Here is a 15,630-nt window from a genome sequence, read left to right on the forward strand (position 1 = left end):
TGACCAGAACGACTCCGGGCAGGCCGAACCGTCAGGCGATACGAAGACGAAATTCACACTGACGGAGAAACGACCATGACGATGAACCTGCACACCCCGACAACCGCCCCTAAAGCTGCACCGGCGACCAGCGTATCCCCGCTGGAGCAGTCAGGCTCCCCAAAAACGAAATTTCCTGAAATCAAAACCGTCAAAACGGCGGTGGTTAAACTGATCAGCGACATCGAGGGCAACCTCGATCAGCGTCTGGCATATCGCGAGGCCGTAGAGGGATTGTGCCAGGAGGCGGCCAACCGGATAACCCAGTGCATGCATTCACGCAGTACAGGGCAGACGCTACGTGATCTCCGCGAGCTGCTGTCGGTGACGCTGGACACCATTATCGTGGTGGAGTTTGAAGGGGAGCAGACCCGTCTCAACTATGGCGGACGTTCAGCAGAAGACGTGATCGCCATGCTGAAAGCGCTGCATCTTGAAGGGCGCAAAGCCTGGCTGGAAGTGGAGTAAAAAAAAAAGCCCCGTCCGCAGACGGGGCTGATTCAGTACAGGGCATTCAGCGGGGTGCCCTCATCCCACAGGCGGTTAAATTCTCGCTGGTACGTCTCCGCCAGCTGCGGCGCATCCTCGATCAGCAGCACGTTTTCCGCGTTGCGTGAAACGGCGCTTGCCGTGTAGTTAAACGACCCGGTCTGGACGTTTTTGCCGTCGATCACCATAAACTTGTTGTGCATGATGGCGTAACGGCCGTTAAGGTGCACCGGCACGCCCTGGTTTATCAGATACGTCACGGCGGTGTAGCGGTCGCTGTTCGCCTTTTCGTCGGCCACCACGCGCACGGCCACGCCGCGCCGGTTAGCACCGGCGAGCGCCGTCGCGACCGGCTTACTGGTGAAGCTGTAGGCCGCGACGTCAATGCTCTGCCTGGCGTTGTTTATGGCGCCGAGCACGATTTCAAGAGCAGGGCGCCCGTCAGACGGCGAAAAACCCGCCGTCAGGACGGGCGCGGCGGTGGCGAACGCGGGCACGCAGAGGGCGGCGGCCAGCACCAGAAGGGTGGTTTTACGCATAGTTGTCCAGCTCCAGGTTTTTCAGTTCATCGAGGGTGTAAAAGCGGAAGACGTCGCGGTGTTTTGCCTCCAGTTGCACATGCTGGTTTTTCACGATCACGCTGGCGATGCTGTCGAAAATAATCTTCAGGGCGCGCTTTTTCGCCTCGTCCGGGGCGACGTAAAACGCGTACCGCCATTTTTTATCGCTGATAGCCAGCAGGTGGCTCGCCATGATGGACTGATAGGGGTCGTCTCAGAATTCGGAAAATAAAGCACGCTAAGGCGTAGTCACCCCGTGACTCCCCCGCGCCGATGCAGCGAGCTTCGTTCCGTCTTGCAGTGACGCAATCAGCGGGCAGGAAACGTTCCCTTTCCGCGCATGGCAGGCGCACACCAGTTCAGACAGCACGGCCTCCATGCGTGCCAAGTCGGCCATCTTCTCGCGCACATCCTTGAGCTTGTGCTCGGCCAGGCCGCTGGCTTCCTCGCAATGGGTGCCATCCTCCAGCCGCAGTAGCTCGGCGATTTCGTCCAGGCTAAAGCCCAGCCGCTGGGCCGATTTCACGAACCGCACTCGTGTTACATCCGCCTCGCCATAGCGGCGAATGCTGCCATAGGGCTTGTCTGGCTCCGGCAGCAGGCCCTTGCGCTGGTAGAACCGGATGGTCTCCACATTGACCCCGGCCGCCTTGGCAAAAACGCCAATGGTCAGATTCTCAAAATTAATTTGCATATCGCTTGACTCCGTACATAACTACGGAAGTAAGCTTAAGCTATCCAAACCAAATTTGAAAGGACAAGCGTATGTCTGAACCACAAAAGTCTGAACCACAAAACGGGCGCGGCGCGCTCTTCGCCGGTGGGCTGGCCGCCATTCTTGCGTCGGCCTGCTGCCTGGGGCCGCTGGTTTTGATCGCCTTGGGGTTCAGCGGGGCATGGATCGGCAACCTGACGGTGCTGGAACCCTATCGCCCGTTCTTCATCGGCGCAGCGCTGGTCGCGCTGTTTTTCGCCTGGCGGCGCATCTACCGCCCGGCGCAAGCCTGTAAACCGGGTGAGGTCTGCGCGATTCCCCAAGTGCGAGCTACTTACAAGCTCATTTTCTGGATCGTGGCCGCGCTGGTCCTGGTCTCGCTCGGATTTCCCTACGTCATGCCATTTTTCTATTAATCACAGGAGTTCATCATGAAAAAACTGTTTGCCGCCCTCGCCCTCGCTGCCGTTGTTGCCCCCGTGTGGGCCGCCACCCAGACCGTCACGCTGTCCGTGCCTGGCATGACCTGCGCCTCTTGCCCGATCACTGTCAAGCACGCGCTTTCCAAGGTTGAGGGCGTGAGCAAGACCGACGTAAGTTTCGACAAGCGCCAGGCCGTCGTCACCTTCGACGATGCCAAGACCAACGTCCAGAAGTTGACCAAGGCGACCGAGGACGCGGGCTATCCGTCCAGCCTCAAACGCTGATCCGTTAACCGAACTCGGGAGCGACACATGGGACTCATCACGCGCATCGCTGGCAAAACCGGCGCGCTCGGCAGCGTCGTTTCCGCGATGGGCTGCGCCGCCTGTTTTCCTGCCATCGCCAGCTTTGGCGCGGCCATCGGACTGGGCTTCTTGAGCCAGTACGAGGGGCTATTCATTGGCATCCTGCTGCCGATGTTCGCCGGCATCGCGTTACTCGCCAATGCTATCGCTTGGCTCAATCATCGACAGTGGCGACGCACGGCGCTCGGCACGATAGGCCCGATCTTGGTGCTGGCAGCGGTGTTTTTAATGCGGGCTTACGGCTGGCAGAGCGGTGGACTGCTCTATGTCGGCCTGGCCTTGATGGTTGGGGTGTCGGTCTGGGATTTCATCTCGCCAGCACATCGCCGCTGCGGGCCGGACAGCTGTGAATTGCCAGAACAACGTGGCTGACGGCAACAGCCGTAGCCACCACAGAAAAGGAAAAATACATGACCACCCTGAAAATCACCGGGATGACCTGCGACTCGTGCGCGGCTCACGTCAAGGAAGCCTTGGAGAAAGTGCCCGGCGTGCAATCGGCGCTGGTGTCCTATCCGAAGGGCACAGCGCAACTCGCCATTGAGGCGGGCACGTCATCGGATGCGCTGACTACCGCCGTGGCCGGACTGGGCTACGAGGCAACGCTTGCCGATGCGCCACCGACGGACAACCGCGCCGGCCTGCTCGACAAGATGCGCGGCTGGATAGGGGCCGCTGATAAGCCCAGTGGCAACGAACGCCCGTTGCAGGTCGTCGTCATTGGTAGCGGTGGAGCCGCGATGGCGGCAGCACTGAAGGCCGTCGAGCAAGGCGCGCAGGTCACGCTGATTGAGCGCGGCACCATCGGCGGCACCTGCGTCAACGTCGGTTGTGTGCCGTCCAAGATCATGATCCGCGCCGCCCACATCGCCCATCTGCGCCGGGAAAGCCCATTCGACGGCGGCATGCCACCCACACCGCCGACGATCTTGCGCGAGCGGCTGCTGGCCCAGCAGCAGGCCCGTGTCGAAGAACTCCGTCATGCCAAGTACGAAGGCATCCTGGACGGCAATTCAGCCATCACCGTTCTGCACGGTGAAGCGCGTTTCAAGGACGACCAGAGCCTTATCGTTAGTTTGAACGAGGGTGGCGAGCGCGTCGTGATGTTCGACCGCTGCCTGGTCGCCACGGGTGCCAGCCCGGCGGTCCCGCCGATTCCGGGCTTGAAAGAGTCACCCTACTGGACTTCCACCGAGGCCCTGGCGAGCGACACCATTCCCGAACGCCTTGCCGTAATCGGCTCGTCGGTGGTGGCGCTGGAGCTGGCGCAAGCCTTTGCCCGGCTGGGCAGCAAGGTCACGGCCCTGGCGCGCAATACCTTGTTCTTCCGTGAAGACCCGGCCATCGGCGAGGCGGTGACAGCCGCTTTCCGTGCCGAGGGCATCGAGGTGCTGGAGCACACGCAAGCCAGCCAGGTCGCCCATATGGACGGTGAATTCGTGCTGACCACCACGCACGGTGAATTGCGCGCCGACAAGCTGCTGGTCGCCACCGGCCGGACACCGAACACGCGCAGCCTGGCATTGGAAGCGGCGGGGGTAGCCGTCAATGCGCAGGGGGCCATCGTCATCGACAAGGGCATGCGCACCAGTAGCCCGAACATCTACGCGGCCGGCGACTGCACCGACCAGCCGCAGTTCGTCTATGTGGCGGCAGCGGCCGGCACTCGTGCGGCGATCAACATGACTGGCGGCGATGCGGCCCTGGACCTGACCGCAATGCCGGCCGTGGTGTTCACCGACCCGCAGGTCGCCACCGTGGGCTACAGCGAGGCGGAAGCACATCACGACGGGATCGAGACCGACAGTCGCCTGCTAACACTGGATAACGTGCCGCGTGCGCTTGCCAACTTCGACACACGCGGCTTCATCAAGCTGGTCATCGAGGAAGGTAGCGGACGGCTCATCGGCGTGCAAGCGGTGGCCCCGGAAGCGGGTGAACTGATCCAGACGGCGGTGCTCGCCATTCGCAACCGTATGACCGTGCAGGAACTGGCCGACCAATTGTTCCCCTACCTGACCATGGTCGAAGGGCTGAAGCTCGCGGCGCAGACCTTCAGCAAGGACGTGAAGCAGCTTTCGTGCTGCGCCGGATGAGGAAAAGGAGGTGTTCAATGAGCGCCTACACAGTGTCCCGGCTGGCCCTTGATGCCGGGGTGAGCGTGCATATCGTGCGCGACTACCTGCTGCGCGGATTGCTACGGCCGGTCGCGTACACCACGGGCGGCTACGGCTTGTTCGATGACACCGCGTTGCAACGGCTGCGCTTTGTACGGGCTGCCTTCGAAGCGGGTATCGGCCTGGACGCACTGGCGCGGCTGTGCCGGGCGCTGGATGCTGCGGACGGTGACGGTGCGTCTGCGCAGCTTGCCGTGTTGCGGCAACTCGTCGAGCGTCGGCGCGAGGCCCTGGCCAGCCTCGAAATGCAACTGGCCGCCATGCCAACCGAACCGGCACAGCACGCGGAGAGTCTGCCATGAACAGCCCAGAGCACTTGCCGTCTGAGACGCACAAACCGATCACCGGCTACTTGTGGGGCGCGCTGGCCGTGCTCACCTGTCCCTGCCATTTGCCGATTCTCGCCATTGTGCTAGCCGGCACGACGGCCGGCGCGTTCATCGGGGAGCACTGGGGTATTGCAGCCCTCACGCTGACCGGCTTGTTTGTCCTGTCTGTGACGCGGCTGCTGCGGGCCTTCAAGGGAAGATCATGACCGCTTCCCAGCCAGCCGAGAGTGGGCAGCTTTGAGCTTCGCTACCAATCTGGAGGAGTACCACCATGAACGCAAACGCCCCGAACACTGCCAGTTGCACCACCTGCTGCGTATGCTGCAAAGAAATTCCGCTCGATGCCGCCTTCACCCCGGAAGGCGCGGAATACGTCGAACATTTCTGCGGGCTGGATTGCTATGAACGCTTCCAGGCACGCGCCAAGGCCGCGACAGAATCTGACATTGCGCCTGTCCCTGGCGGTTCGCAGCCGTCAGATTGAGGCATACCCTAACCTGATGTCAGATGCCATGTGTAAATTGCGTCAGGATAGGATTGAATTTTGAATTTATTGACATATCTCGTTGAAGGTCATAGAGTCTTCCCTGACATTTTGCAGGGAATTCCATGACTGGACAGCGCATTGGGTATATCAGGGTCAGCACCTTCGACCAGAACCCGGAACGGCAACTGGAAGGCGTCAAGGTTGATCGCGCTTTTAGCGACAAGGCATCCGGCAAGGATGTCAAGCGTCCGCAACTGGAAGCGCTGATAAGCTTCGCCCGCACCGGCGACACCGTGGTGGTGCATAGCATGGATCGCCTGGCGCGCAATCTCGATGATTTGCGCCGGATCGTGCAAACGCTGACACAACGCGGCGTGCATATCGAATTCGTCAAGGAACACCTCAGTTTTACTGGCGAAGACTCTCCGATGGCGAACCTGATGCTCTCGGTGATGGGCGCGTTCGCCGAGTTCGAGCGCGCCCTGATCCGCGAGCGTCAGCGCGAGGGTATTGCGCTCGCCAAGCAACGCGGGGCTTACCGTGGCAGGAAGAAATCCCTGTCGTCTGAGCGTATTGCCGAACTGCGCCAACGTGTCGAGGCTGGCGAGCAAAAGACCAAGCTTGCTCGTGAATTCGGAATCAGTCGCGAAACCCTGTATCAATACTTGAGAACGGATCAGTAAATATGCCACGTCGTTCCATCCTGTCCGCCGCCGAGCGGGAAAGCCTGCTGGCGTTGCCGGACTCCAAGGACGACCTGATCCGACATTACACATTCAACGATACCGACCTCTCGATCATCCGACAGCGGCGCGGGCCAGCCAATCGGCTGGGCTTCGCGGTGCAGCTCTGTTACCTGCGCTTTCCCGGCGTCATCCTGGGCGTCGATGAACTACCGTTCCCGCCCTTGTTGAAGCTGGTCGCCGACCAGCTCAAGGTCGGCGTCGAAAGCTGGAACGAGTACGGCCAGCGGGAGCAGACCCGGCGCGAGCACCTGAGCGAGCTGCAAACCGTGTTCGGTTTCCGGCCCTTCACCATGAGCCATTACCGGCAGGCCGTCCAGATGCTGACCGAGCTGGCGATGCAAACCGACAAAGGCATCGTGCTGGCCAGCGCCTTGATCGGGCACCTGCGGCGGCAGTCGGTCATTCTGCCCGCCCTCAACGCCGTCGAGCGGGCGAGTGCCGAGGCGATCACCCGTGCTAACCGGCGCATCTACGACGCCTTGGCCGAACCACTGGCGGACGCGCATCGCCGCCGCCTCGACGATCTGCTCAAGCGCCGGGACAACGGCAAGACGACCTGGTTGGCTTGGTTGCGCCAGTCTCCGGCCAAGCCAAATTCGCGGCATATGCTGGAACACATCGAACGCCTCAAGGCATGGCAGGCACTCGATCTGCCTACCGGCATCGAGCGGCTGGTTCACCAGAACCGCCTGCTCAAGATTGCCCGCGAGGGCGGCCAGATGACACCCGCCGACCTGGCCAAATTCGAGCCGCAACGGCGCTACGCCACTCTCGTGGCGCTGGCCACCGTCACCGACGAAATCATCGACCTGCACGACCGCATCCTGGGTAAGCTGTTTAACGCTGCCAAGAATAAGCATCAGCAGCAGTTCCAGGCGTCAGGCAAGGCCATCAACGCCAAGGTACGTCTGTACGGGCGCATCGGTCAGGCGCTGATCGACGCCAAGCAATCAGGCCGCGATGCGTTTGCCGCCATCGAGGCCGTCATGTCCTGGGATTCCTTTGCCGAGAGCGTCACCGAGGCGCAGAAGCTCGCGCAACCCGATGACTTCGATTTCCTGCATCGCATCGGCGAGAGCTACGCCACCCTGCGCCGCTATGCACCGGAATTCCTTGCCGTGCTCAAGCTGCGGGCCGCGCCCGCCGCCAAAAACGTGCTTGATGCCATTGAGGTGCTGCGCGGCATGAACACCGACAACGCCCGCAAGCTGCCAGCCGATGCACCGACCGGCTTCATCAAGCCGCGCTGGCAGAAACTGGTGATGACCGACGCCGGCATCGACCGGCGCTACTACGAACTGTGCGCGCTGTCCGAGTTGAAGAACTCCCTGCGCTCGGGCGACATCTGGGTGCAGGGTTCACGCCAGTTCAAGGACTTCGAGGACTACCTGGTACCGCCCGAGAAGTTCACCAGCCTCAAGCAGTCCAGCGAATTGCCGCTGGCCGTGGCCACCGACTGCGAACAATATCTGCATGAGCGGCTGACGCTGCTGGAAGCACAACTTGCCACCGTCAACCGCATGGCGGCAGCCAACGACCTGCCGGATGCCATCATCACCGAGTCGGGCTTGAAGATCACGCCGCTGGATGCGGCGGTGCCCGACACCGCGCAGGCGCTGATAGACCAGACAGCCATGGTCCTGCCGCACGTCAAGATCACCGAACTGCTGCTCGAAGTCGATGAGTGGACGGGCTTCACCCGGCACTTCACGCACTTGAAATCGGGCGATCTGGCCAAGGACAAGAACCTGTTGTTGACCACGATCCTGGCCGACGCGATCAACCTGGGCCTGACCAAGATGGCCGAGTCCTGCCCCGGCACGACCTACGCGAAGCTCGCTTGGCTGCAAGCCTGGCATACCCGCGACGAAACGTACTCGACAGCGTTGGCTGAACTGGTCAACGCTCAGTTTCGGCATCCCTTTGCCGGGCACTGGGGCGATGGCACCACATCATCATCGGACGGACAGAATTTCCGAACCGCTAGCAAGGCAAAGAGCACGGGGCACATCAACCCAAAATATGGCAGCAGCCCAGGACGGACTTTCTACACCCACATCTCCGACCAATACGCGCCATTCCACACCAAGGTGGTCAATGTCGGCCTGCGCGACTCAACCTACGTGCTCGACGGCCTGCTGTACCACGAATCCGACCTGCGGATCGAGGAGCACTACACCGACACGGCGGGCTTCACCGATCACGTCTTCGCCCTGATGCACCTCTTGGGCTTCCGCTTCGCGCCGCGCATCCGCGACCTGGGCGACACCAAGCTCTACATCCCGAAGGGCGATGCCGCCTATGACGCGCTCAAGCCGATGATCGGCGGCACGCTCAACATCAAGCACGTCCGCGCCCATTGGGACGAAATCCTGCGGCTGGCCACCTCGATCAAGCAGGGCACGGTGACGGCCTCGCTGATGCTCAGGAAACTCGGCAGCTACCCGCGCCAGAACGGCTTGGCCGTCGCGCTGCGCGAGTTGGGCCGCATCGAGCGCACGCTGTTCATCCTCGACTGGCTGCAAAGCGTCGAGCTACGCCGCCGCGTGCATGCCGGGCTGAACAAGGGCGAGGCGCGCAATGCGCTGGCCCGTGCCGTGTTCTTCAACCGCCTTGGTGAAATCCGTGACCGCAGTTTCGAGCAGCAGCGCTACCGGGCCAGCGGCCTCAACCTGGTGACGGCGGCCATCGTGCTGTGGAACACGGTCTACCTGGAGCGTGCGGCGCATGCGTTGCGCGGCAATGGTCATGCCGTCGATGACTCGCTATTGCAGTACCTGTCGCCACTCGGCTGGGAGCACATCAACCTGACCGGTGATTACCTATGGCGCAGCAGCGCCAAGATCGGCGCGGGGAAGTTCAGGCCGCTACGGCCTCTGCAACCGGCTTAGCGTGCTTTATTTTCCGTTTTCTGAGACGACCCCTAGTTGTTTGCGGTCTTGCGTGGCAGGGAGCAGGCATCTTTAACTTGCCTTTCACAGTGATGCTATGGACTATCATTAGATTAATTATCGTGGTATCGCTTGTATTTATTACTGGAAAATTCGGTCTATCAAGAGAGTTTACTTTCCCCGCAGCAGCAGTAGGTTTAGCTTTTAGTTTATTCCCTGTCCTTGATCATATTGCGTTAGGTTATTCTGCTAAAAATTTCTATGAAACCACTAATTTTATGGGGCAAACGGTTCGGGAATTTGGTGCCAGTAAAATTACGGTCTGGTGGGGTTCGATTTATGCCAAAATAGCCTATGCTAGCCTTGCAGGTTTAATTGGATATGGTGTTAAGGTCGCCACTGATGATTAAAAAAGAAAAACCAACTTGAAGTTGGTTTTTTTGGCACTGTTGCAAATAGAGATTTGAGTCGATGATGTTCCCTTTAAAAAGTACTTAGAGACCGAAAACCCTGTTGATTAGACACACTTCACCCTGAGGCTGACCATAATAAAATGACGATGCTTGTCCTTTACGTAGTGCACGCATGACTTCAATACCTTTAATTGTGGCATAAGCCGTCTTCATAGATTTGAATCCTAATGTGGCCCTGATGATCCGCTTTAGCTTGCCATGATCACATTCAATCACGTTATTTTTATACTTAATCTGCCTGTGCTCAAGGTCTGGTGGACATTTACCTTCCCGTTTTAACCGTGATAAAGCACGTCCATATGTGGGTGCTTTATCCGTGTTGATCACTTGTGGAATTTGCCACTTCTTCACATTATTTAAAATTTTTCCAAGAAAACAATATGCTGATTTGGTATTACGTCTAGAAGAAAGATAAAAATCAATGGTATCGCCACGTTGATCGACTGCACGATACAGATAAGACCATCGTCCATTCACTTTTACATAGGTTTCATCAATATGCCACGAGCTCAGATCTGTAGGATTACGCCAATACCAGCGTAAACGTTTTTCTATTTCAGGAGCATAACGTTGAACCCAACGGTAAATAGTCGTGTGATCAACATTCACACCCCGTTCGGCCAGCATTTCCTGCAGTTCACGATAGCTAATGCCATATTTACAATACCAGCGCACAGCCCAAAGAATGATTTCGCCCTGAAAATGCCGACCATGGAAAGGATTCATATGCTGCACCTTTAGCTAAAACAGTCTTCAGCTTACCATTCGTGGTTATTTGCAACAGTGCCGCTGACGCACACCATCGCCCACCGGGTGGGTCGCTATCTGGAACGGCAAGGCCTGCTGGAACGGGATGTCGAAAACAGCTATCTGGCCTCGGATGCGGTGGATGACGACCCGATGACACCCCTGCTGGGGCACTCGATCACTTACCGTATCGCTGTCGGTTCACAGGCGGGGCGAAAGGTGTTCACTTTGCAAACTCTGCCGACCAGTGGTGATCCGTTCGGTGACGGGATTGGCAAGGTAGCCGGGTCCAGCCTGCACGCCGGCGTGGCGGCCAGGGCCGATGAACGCAAGAAGCTCGAACGGCTGTGCCGGTACATCAGCCGCCCGGCGGTATCCGAGAAGCGGCTGTCGTTAACACGAGGCGGCAACGTGCGCTACCAGCTCAAGACGCCGTACCGGGACGGCACCACGCACGTCATTTTCGAACCATTGGATTTCATTGCAAGGCTGGCCGCCCTGGTACCGAAGCCCAGAGTCAACCTAACCCGCTTCCACGGGGTGTTCGCACCCAACAGTCGGCACCGGGCGTTGGTCACGCCGGCAAAACGGGGCAGGGGCAACAAGGTCAGGGTGGCTGATGAACCGGCAACACCAGCACAACGGCGAGCGTCGATGACATGGGCGCAACGGCTCAAGCGTGTTTTCAATATCGACATCGAGACCTGCAGCGGCTGCGGCGGCGCCATGAAAGTCATCGCCTGCATTGAAGACCCTATAGTGATCAAGCAGATCCTTGATCACCTGAAGCACAAAGCCGAAACCAGCGGGACCAGGGCGTTACCCGAAAGCCGGGCGCCACCGGCTGAGCTGCTCCTGGGTCTGTTTGACTGACGAGCCTGAAGGCCAACGATACCAATCAAAATGCTGCGTTCACAGCGCCGCGGCAGGGATCCGCCGTGCTGGTTGTCGGAAAAGGAGCCGCTAGTGGGAAAGAGGAGGGTAAATTTTCAGCGTTGCTGGCTCCCCGTCAGCCGGATTGGGTTGCATCGCAGGGGTGTCGAAAGAGTCAACTGCGGTCCAAAGCTGTTGGACTTGGGTGAAAAGGGCGTTTATTCTTCCTATACGTGCCGCGTTCCAGGCGGCGACTATGAGGGCTATGTCGATGCCCATGTGCGCCGGCTGGAGGCGCTACGCCGGGCCGGTATCGTCGAGCGGATCGACGCCGACCAATGGCGCATCCCCGATGATCTGGTCAGCCGTGCCGCCGCCCATGACGCCGGCCGAGACAGTCAGGCCAGCGTTCGCGTCCTTTCCCCGGTCGATCTGAACAAACAGATCGGATCGGACGGCGCGACCTGGCTGGACCGGCGGCTGATCCACGGCGAGACGGCCGACCTTGCGCCAACCGGCTTCGGGCAACAAGTCCGCGAAGCCATGGACCAGCGCCGCGAGCACCATATCGAACAGGGCGACGCCACCCGCAGCCGGGACAGCCGCGTCTTCTACCGGCGCAACCTTCTCGCCATCCTGCGGGAGCGCGAGGTAGCCGGCGTCGGATCGGATATGGCTTTGAGTAAGGGCCTGCCGTTCCGCGCCGCCACGGACGGCGAGAGCGTCAGCGGCAAGTTTACCGGAACCGTGCATCTATCGAGCGGCAAGTTCGCCGTGGTCGAGAAATCCCATGAGTTCACCCTTGTCCCGTGGCGGCCGATCATCGACCGCCAACTCGGCCGCGAGGTTATGGGCATCGTGCAGGGCGGGTCGGTGTCGTGGCAGTTAGGGCGGCAGAGGGGGCTGGAACGCTGAGTGCGCCCATGCCGCATTGCGAAGCAAAAGATAATCGGATAAAATGTAGCAATTCATATTCGTAAGCGTGGAGTAATCAGATGGGAAATTCCAAGTCAGCAGACAAGTAAGCCGCAACAACCAGTATTGTTGTTGCGGCGCTCTGTAAGGCTAGTCTCATCTGATTGCTGACGAGCAGACGTCGCCCGGTATTCCTTAATCGAGGGTTGATTCGTCATGACCACCACACGCCCCGCGTGGGCCTATACGCTGCCGGCAGCACTGCTGCTGATGGCTCCTTTCGACATCCTCGCTTCACTGGCGATGGATATTTATCTCCCTGTCGTTCCAGCGATGCCCGGCATCCTGAACACGACGCCCGCTATGATCCAACTCACGTTGAGCCTCTATATGGTGATGCTCGGCGTGGGCCAGGTGATTTTTGGTCCGCTCTCAGACAGAATCGGGCGACGGCCAATTCTACTTGCGGGCGCAACGGCTTTCGTCATTGCGTCTCTGGGAGCAGCTTGGTCTTCAACTGCACCGGCCTTTGTCGCTTTCCGTCTACTTCAAGCAGTGGGCGCGTCGGCCATGCTGGTGGCGACGTTCGCGACGGTTCGCGACGTTTATGCCAACCGTCCTGAGGGTGTCGTCATCTACGGCCTTTTCAGTTCGATGCTGGCGTTCGTGCCTGCGCTCGGCCCTATCGCCGGAGTATTGATCGGCGAGTTCTTGGGATGGCAGGCGATATTCATTACTTTGGCTATACTGGCGATGCTCGCACTCCTAAATGCGGGTTTCAGGTGGCACGAAACCCGCCCTCTGGATCAAGTCAAGACGCGCCGATCTGTCTTGCCGATCTTCGCGAGTCCGGCTTTTTGGGTTTACACTGTCGGCTTTAGCGCCGGTATGGGCACCTACTTCGTCTTCTTCTCGACGGCTCCCCGTGTGCTCATAGGCCAAGCGGAATATTCCGAGATCGGATTCAGCTTTGCCTTCGCCACTGTCGCGCTTGTAATGATCGTGACAACCCGTTTCGCGAAGTCCTTTGTCGCCAGATGGGGCATCGCAGGATGCGTGGCGCGTGGGATGGCGTTGCTTGTTTGCGGAGCGGTCCTGTTGGGGATCGGCGAACTTTACGGCTCGCCGTCATTCCTCACCTTCATCCTACCGATGTGGGTTGTCGCGGTCGGTATTGTCTTCACGGTGTCCGTTACCGCGAACGGCGCTTTGGCAGAGTTCGACGACATCGCGGGATCAGCGGTCGCGTTCTACTTCTGCGTTCAAAGCCTGATAGTCAGCATTGTCGGGACATTGGCGGTGGCACTTTTAAACGGTGACACAGCGTGGCCCGTGATCTGTTACGCCACGGCGATGGCGGTACTGGTTTCGTTGGGGCTGGTGCTCCTTCGGCTCCGTGGGGCTGCCACCGAGAAGTCGCCAGTCGTCTAACCGACGACTGGTAGCAGGCCCGCTCCGATGCGGCGCACTAACCATCGAAACCTCGTGAATGTCGGTATCCTGTCTGGCAGGATACCGCTCATTTCCCTTGTTCAGTTCATCGCCGTCGCCGAGCATCTGAATTTTCGGCATGCGGCCAAGGCACTTGGTATCAGCCAGTGCCCGTCACTCCCACTCGATTGTAAACAAGCACACAAAACCCTTTAGTGACAACAATTTGCAAGAACTATCAGGCTCAGTGCCATGAAAAATACCATGACCAGATCATGAGGTTGAACACGGCTTGCGCCGGCAGCGTTCACGCTCCTGGTCGGCGATCTCGCCCGGCTGCAATGCTAGCTCAGCATCGGTCATGCGCTCCAGCACGTCGCGTAGGCGGATGGTGCAAGGAATGGGCGGCAGCTCGAACTCATAGCCGCCGGCGATCATTTCGGCCGCAATCTCCTCGGTGATGAAAAACGGCTCGTCGTCTTGGTTCGGCTTCTTCATGCCCTTTCCTCCTGGCGCTCATCCTGGCCGACAGCGGCCAGGGCATCGGCTTCCGTCAATGCGTCCTCCACGAACGCGCCGTGCTGCTTCGCTTCGGCCTGGCTGACCTCGGCCCATATCCGTTTCACCTGGGCCGCACTGTACCCGGCCAGCTCGGCGGTCTTGTTGATGCTGTAGCCGGACTTGCGCAGCGCGACAACTTGGGCGCGGCGCTTCGGATCAGCACGGCGGCCCTTGTACCGCCCGGCCTGGCGGGCCAACTCAATGCCTTGGCGCTGGCGTTCGCGCCTGTCCTCGTAGTCGTCGCGGGCCATCTGCAAGGCCAGGCGAAAAAGCATGATCTGCACGGCTTCCAGCACGATCTTGGCGACGCCCTGGGCCTCGGCCGCCAGGTCGGATAGATCGACCACGCCAGGGACGGCCAGGCTTGCGCCTTTGGCCTGTATCGAGGCCACCAGGCGCTCGGCCTCGGGCAAAGGTAGGCGGCTGATGCGGTCGATCTTCTCGGCAATGACCACCTCGCCGGGCTGTAGGTCGCCGATCATGCGCAGCAGCTCAGGCCGGTCGGCGCGTGCGCCGGATGCCTTCTCACGGTAGATGCCGGCGACGTAGTAGCCGGCGGCCTTCGCGGCCGTAGTGATCGCCTCTTGGCGTTCCAAGTCCTGCGCGTCGGTGCTGACGCGCAGATAGACCCGCGCCACCATCGGCGCGGCTACTGGCTTCGTCCTGCGCATACTTGCGGGCTCCTTTGGGCATACGCAAAGTGTCCGGTCATGCTACCCCCGGCCAAAAAGGCCGTCATGCGATTTATCTTGGCCGGGTCGTTATTGGCGGGTCTAAATGGCCGCTCCGTGGATCTCATCGCCAGAAATGGCGATGCGAGATCCAGGGCAGGGCGGCCGCCATCGTCAGACCTGGCGATGGTCGACGCCGGCGCGCATCGTCGGATGTGGCGATGCGAGCTCGAGGTCGGTGGCCACCGCCGGCGACCTGGTGCCATCGTCGGCAATGGCGATGCTGCAGCTCGACGTGCGCGGCCTGGTCGTCTCGGCATCGTCGGATGCGGCGATGCTCGAGCGAGGCGAAAAAAAACCGCCTCGGGGTGTCCGAGGCGGCAAGTCTGCATGCGGTTCAGGGAGGAAGAAACCGCGCCGGCGATCAGGGAGGAAAACCGCGCGGCCTGATGTGCAGCTCGGCCACTTTAGCCGGATTTTTCGACTTATCCGATGCGAGCGGCCCGCCGTGGGCGCTGCTCGATCTGCTGTTGCTTTTTCTCGACGTGCTTCTGCTCCTGGTGCTGCTGCTCGTCGCGCGGCACTGTTGCAAAGTTAGCGATGAGGCAGCCTTTTGTCTTATTCAAAGGCCTTACATTTCAAAAACTCTGCTTACCAGGCGCATTTCGCCCAGGGGATCACCATAATAAAATGCTGAGGCCTGGCCTTTGCGTAGTGCACGCATCACCTCAATACCTT

The 15,630-nt window shown here is 59.8% G+C and carries 18 protein-coding genes and 4 pseudogenes; 15 read left to right on the plus strand and 7 right to left on the minus strand.

Translation table 11 applies throughout. The features are described from left to right. The first annotated feature begins 75 nt into the window (after nt 1–75). Nucleotides 76–507 carry a hypothetical protein gene (locus tag ACOTXC_RS21805; protein ID WP_001776120.1) on the plus strand — a complete coding sequence of 144 codons (432 nt, stop codon included), beginning with the start codon at nt 76–78 and terminating at the stop codon, nt 505–507. A 32-nt stretch (nt 508–539) separates the two neighbouring features. Here the strand turns inward: ACOTXC_RS21805 and ACOTXC_RS21810 are convergent, their stop codons facing one another. The 3 genes and pseudogenes from ACOTXC_RS21810 to merR form a co-directional block, all read right to left on the minus strand. Further along, nucleotides 540–1,067, minus strand: a complete 528-nt coding sequence (locus ACOTXC_RS21810) for a phospholipase D family protein (protein WP_001776119.1) — start codon at nt 1,065–1,067, stop codon at nt 540–542. Next, nucleotides 1,060–1,293: pseudogene (locus ACOTXC_RS21815) on the minus strand (molybdopterin-guanine dinucleotide biosynthesis protein MobC); the annotation flags it as partial. The gene ACOTXC_RS21810 and the pseudogene ACOTXC_RS21815, both read right to left, overlap by 8 nt. 33 nt (nt 1,294–1,326) lie before the next feature. Continuing rightward, nucleotides 1,327–1,782 carry an Hg(II)-responsive transcriptional regulator gene (gene merR, locus ACOTXC_RS21820; protein WP_001166628.1) on the minus strand — a complete coding sequence of 152 codons (456 nt, stop codon included), beginning with the start codon at nt 1,780–1,782 and terminating at the stop codon, nt 1,327–1,329. Between the two features lie 71 nt (nt 1,783–1,853). Between merR and merT the strand changes: the two genes are divergently transcribed. The 10 genes from merT (at nt 1,854) to ACOTXC_RS21870 (ending at nt 9,631) form a co-directional block, all read left to right on the plus strand. Next, complete coding sequence (merT, locus tag ACOTXC_RS21825; protein WP_004200999.1) at nt 1,854–2,219, plus strand: mercuric ion transporter MerT; 366 nt, start codon at nt 1,854–1,856, stop codon at nt 2,217–2,219. A gap of 15 nt (nt 2,220–2,234) precedes the next feature. Next, nucleotides 2,235–2,510 (plus strand): mercury resistance system periplasmic binding protein MerP, encoded by a 276-nt coding sequence (gene merP / locus ACOTXC_RS21830; protein WP_000732275.1) that lies wholly within the window; start codon nt 2,235–2,237, stop codon nt 2,508–2,510. Between the two features lie 27 nt (nt 2,511–2,537). Beyond that, entirely contained in the window at nt 2,538–2,963 is a 426-nt protein-coding gene (gene merC, locus ACOTXC_RS21835) for an organomercurial transporter MerC (protein ID WP_000522996.1), read from the plus strand. Between the two features lie 38 nt (nt 2,964–3,001). Continuing rightward, on the plus strand, nt 3,002–4,687 hold the full coding sequence (gene merA / locus ACOTXC_RS21840) for a mercury(II) reductase (protein ID WP_000209296.1): 1,686 nt from the start codon (nt 3,002–3,004) through the stop codon (nt 4,685–4,687). A 17-nt stretch (nt 4,688–4,704) separates the two neighbouring features. Next, on the plus strand, nt 4,705–5,070 hold the full coding sequence (gene merD, locus ACOTXC_RS21845) for a mercury resistance co-regulator MerD (protein WP_001277466.1): 366 nt from the start codon (nt 4,705–4,707) through the stop codon (nt 5,068–5,070). Beyond that, nucleotides 5,067–5,303 (plus strand): broad-spectrum mercury transporter MerE, encoded by a 237-nt coding sequence (gene merE, locus ACOTXC_RS21850; protein ID WP_001087807.1) that lies wholly within the window; start codon nt 5,067–5,069, stop codon nt 5,301–5,303. The genes merD and merE overlap by 4 nt, the downstream gene beginning before the upstream one ends. Nucleotides 5,304–5,368: 65 nt before the next feature. Further along, nucleotides 5,369–5,581 (plus strand): DUF3330 domain-containing protein, encoded by a 213-nt coding sequence (locus ACOTXC_RS21855; protein ID WP_000993245.1) that lies wholly within the window; start codon nt 5,369–5,371, stop codon nt 5,579–5,581. Between the two features lie 125 nt (nt 5,582–5,706). Next, a complete protein-coding gene (locus tag ACOTXC_RS21860; RefSeq protein WP_000147567.1) occupies nt 5,707–6,267 on the plus strand; it encodes a recombinase family protein in 561 nt (186 codons plus the stop codon). Between the two features lie 2 nt (nt 6,268–6,269). Then, a complete protein-coding gene (locus ACOTXC_RS21865) occupies nt 6,270–9,221 on the plus strand; it encodes a Tn3-like element TnAs3 family transposase (protein ID WP_015344976.1) in 2,952 nt (983 codons plus the stop codon). Next, nucleotides 9,155–9,631: a hypothetical protein gene (locus ACOTXC_RS21870; RefSeq protein ID WP_223171565.1), complete on the plus strand. Its 477-nt coding sequence runs from the start codon at nt 9,155–9,157 to the stop codon at nt 9,629–9,631. The genes ACOTXC_RS21865 and ACOTXC_RS21870 overlap by 67 nt, the downstream gene beginning before the upstream one ends. 84 nt (nt 9,632–9,715) lie before the next feature. Here the strand turns inward: ACOTXC_RS21870 and ACOTXC_RS21875 are convergent, their stop codons facing one another. Next, nucleotides 9,716–10,420, minus strand: coding sequence for an IS6-like element IS1006 family transposase (locus ACOTXC_RS21875; protein WP_001067784.1), 705 nt, complete (start codon nt 10,418–10,420; stop codon nt 9,716–9,718). 63 nt (nt 10,421–10,483) lie between these two features. Here ACOTXC_RS21875 and ACOTXC_RS21880 point away from each other — a divergent pair. The 4 genes and pseudogenes from ACOTXC_RS21880 to ACOTXC_RS21895 form a co-directional block, all read left to right on the plus strand. Beyond that, nucleotides 10,484–11,314 (plus strand): annotated as a pseudogene (locus ACOTXC_RS21880) (IS91-like element ISCR2 family transposase); the annotation flags it as partial. Nucleotides 11,315–11,344: 30 nt separating this feature from the next. Continuing rightward, complete coding sequence (locus tag ACOTXC_RS21885; protein ID WP_001447541.1) at nt 11,345–12,229, plus strand: DUF3363 domain-containing protein; 885 nt, start codon at nt 11,345–11,347, stop codon at nt 12,227–12,229. 216 nt (nt 12,230–12,445) lie between these two features. Then, nucleotides 12,446–13,660: a chloramphenicol/florfenicol efflux MFS transporter FloR gene (gene floR, locus ACOTXC_RS21890; protein ID WP_000214122.1), complete on the plus strand. Its 1,215-nt coding sequence runs from the start codon at nt 12,446–12,448 to the stop codon at nt 13,658–13,660. Between the two features lie 27 nt (nt 13,661–13,687). Continuing rightward, nucleotides 13,688–13,828, plus strand: a pseudogene (locus ACOTXC_RS21895) (helix-turn-helix domain-containing protein); the annotation flags it as partial. Between the two features lie 105 nt (nt 13,829–13,933). On the opposite strand, the gene ACOTXC_RS21900 reads toward ACOTXC_RS21895, so the two are convergent. The 3 genes and pseudogenes from ACOTXC_RS21900 to ACOTXC_RS21910 all read right to left on the minus strand — a co-directional run. Next, nucleotides 13,934–14,158, minus strand: coding sequence for a hypothetical protein (locus ACOTXC_RS21900; protein WP_000743213.1), 225 nt, complete (start codon nt 14,156–14,158; stop codon nt 13,934–13,936). Beyond that, nucleotides 14,155–14,892, minus strand: coding sequence for a recombinase family protein (locus ACOTXC_RS21905; RefSeq protein ID WP_001446887.1), 738 nt, complete (start codon nt 14,890–14,892; stop codon nt 14,155–14,157). Before ACOTXC_RS21905 ends, ACOTXC_RS21900 begins: the two co-directional genes overlap by 4 nt. Nucleotides 14,893–15,523: 631 nt before the next feature. Further along, nucleotides 15,524–15,630, minus strand: a pseudogene (locus tag ACOTXC_RS21910) (IS6 family transposase); the annotation flags it as partial.

This window comes from Enterobacter cloacae complex sp. IR5428, from assembly GCF_049238585.1.
GTDB lineage: Bacteria > Pseudomonadota > Gammaproteobacteria > Enterobacterales > Enterobacteriaceae > Enterobacter > Enterobacter intestinihominis.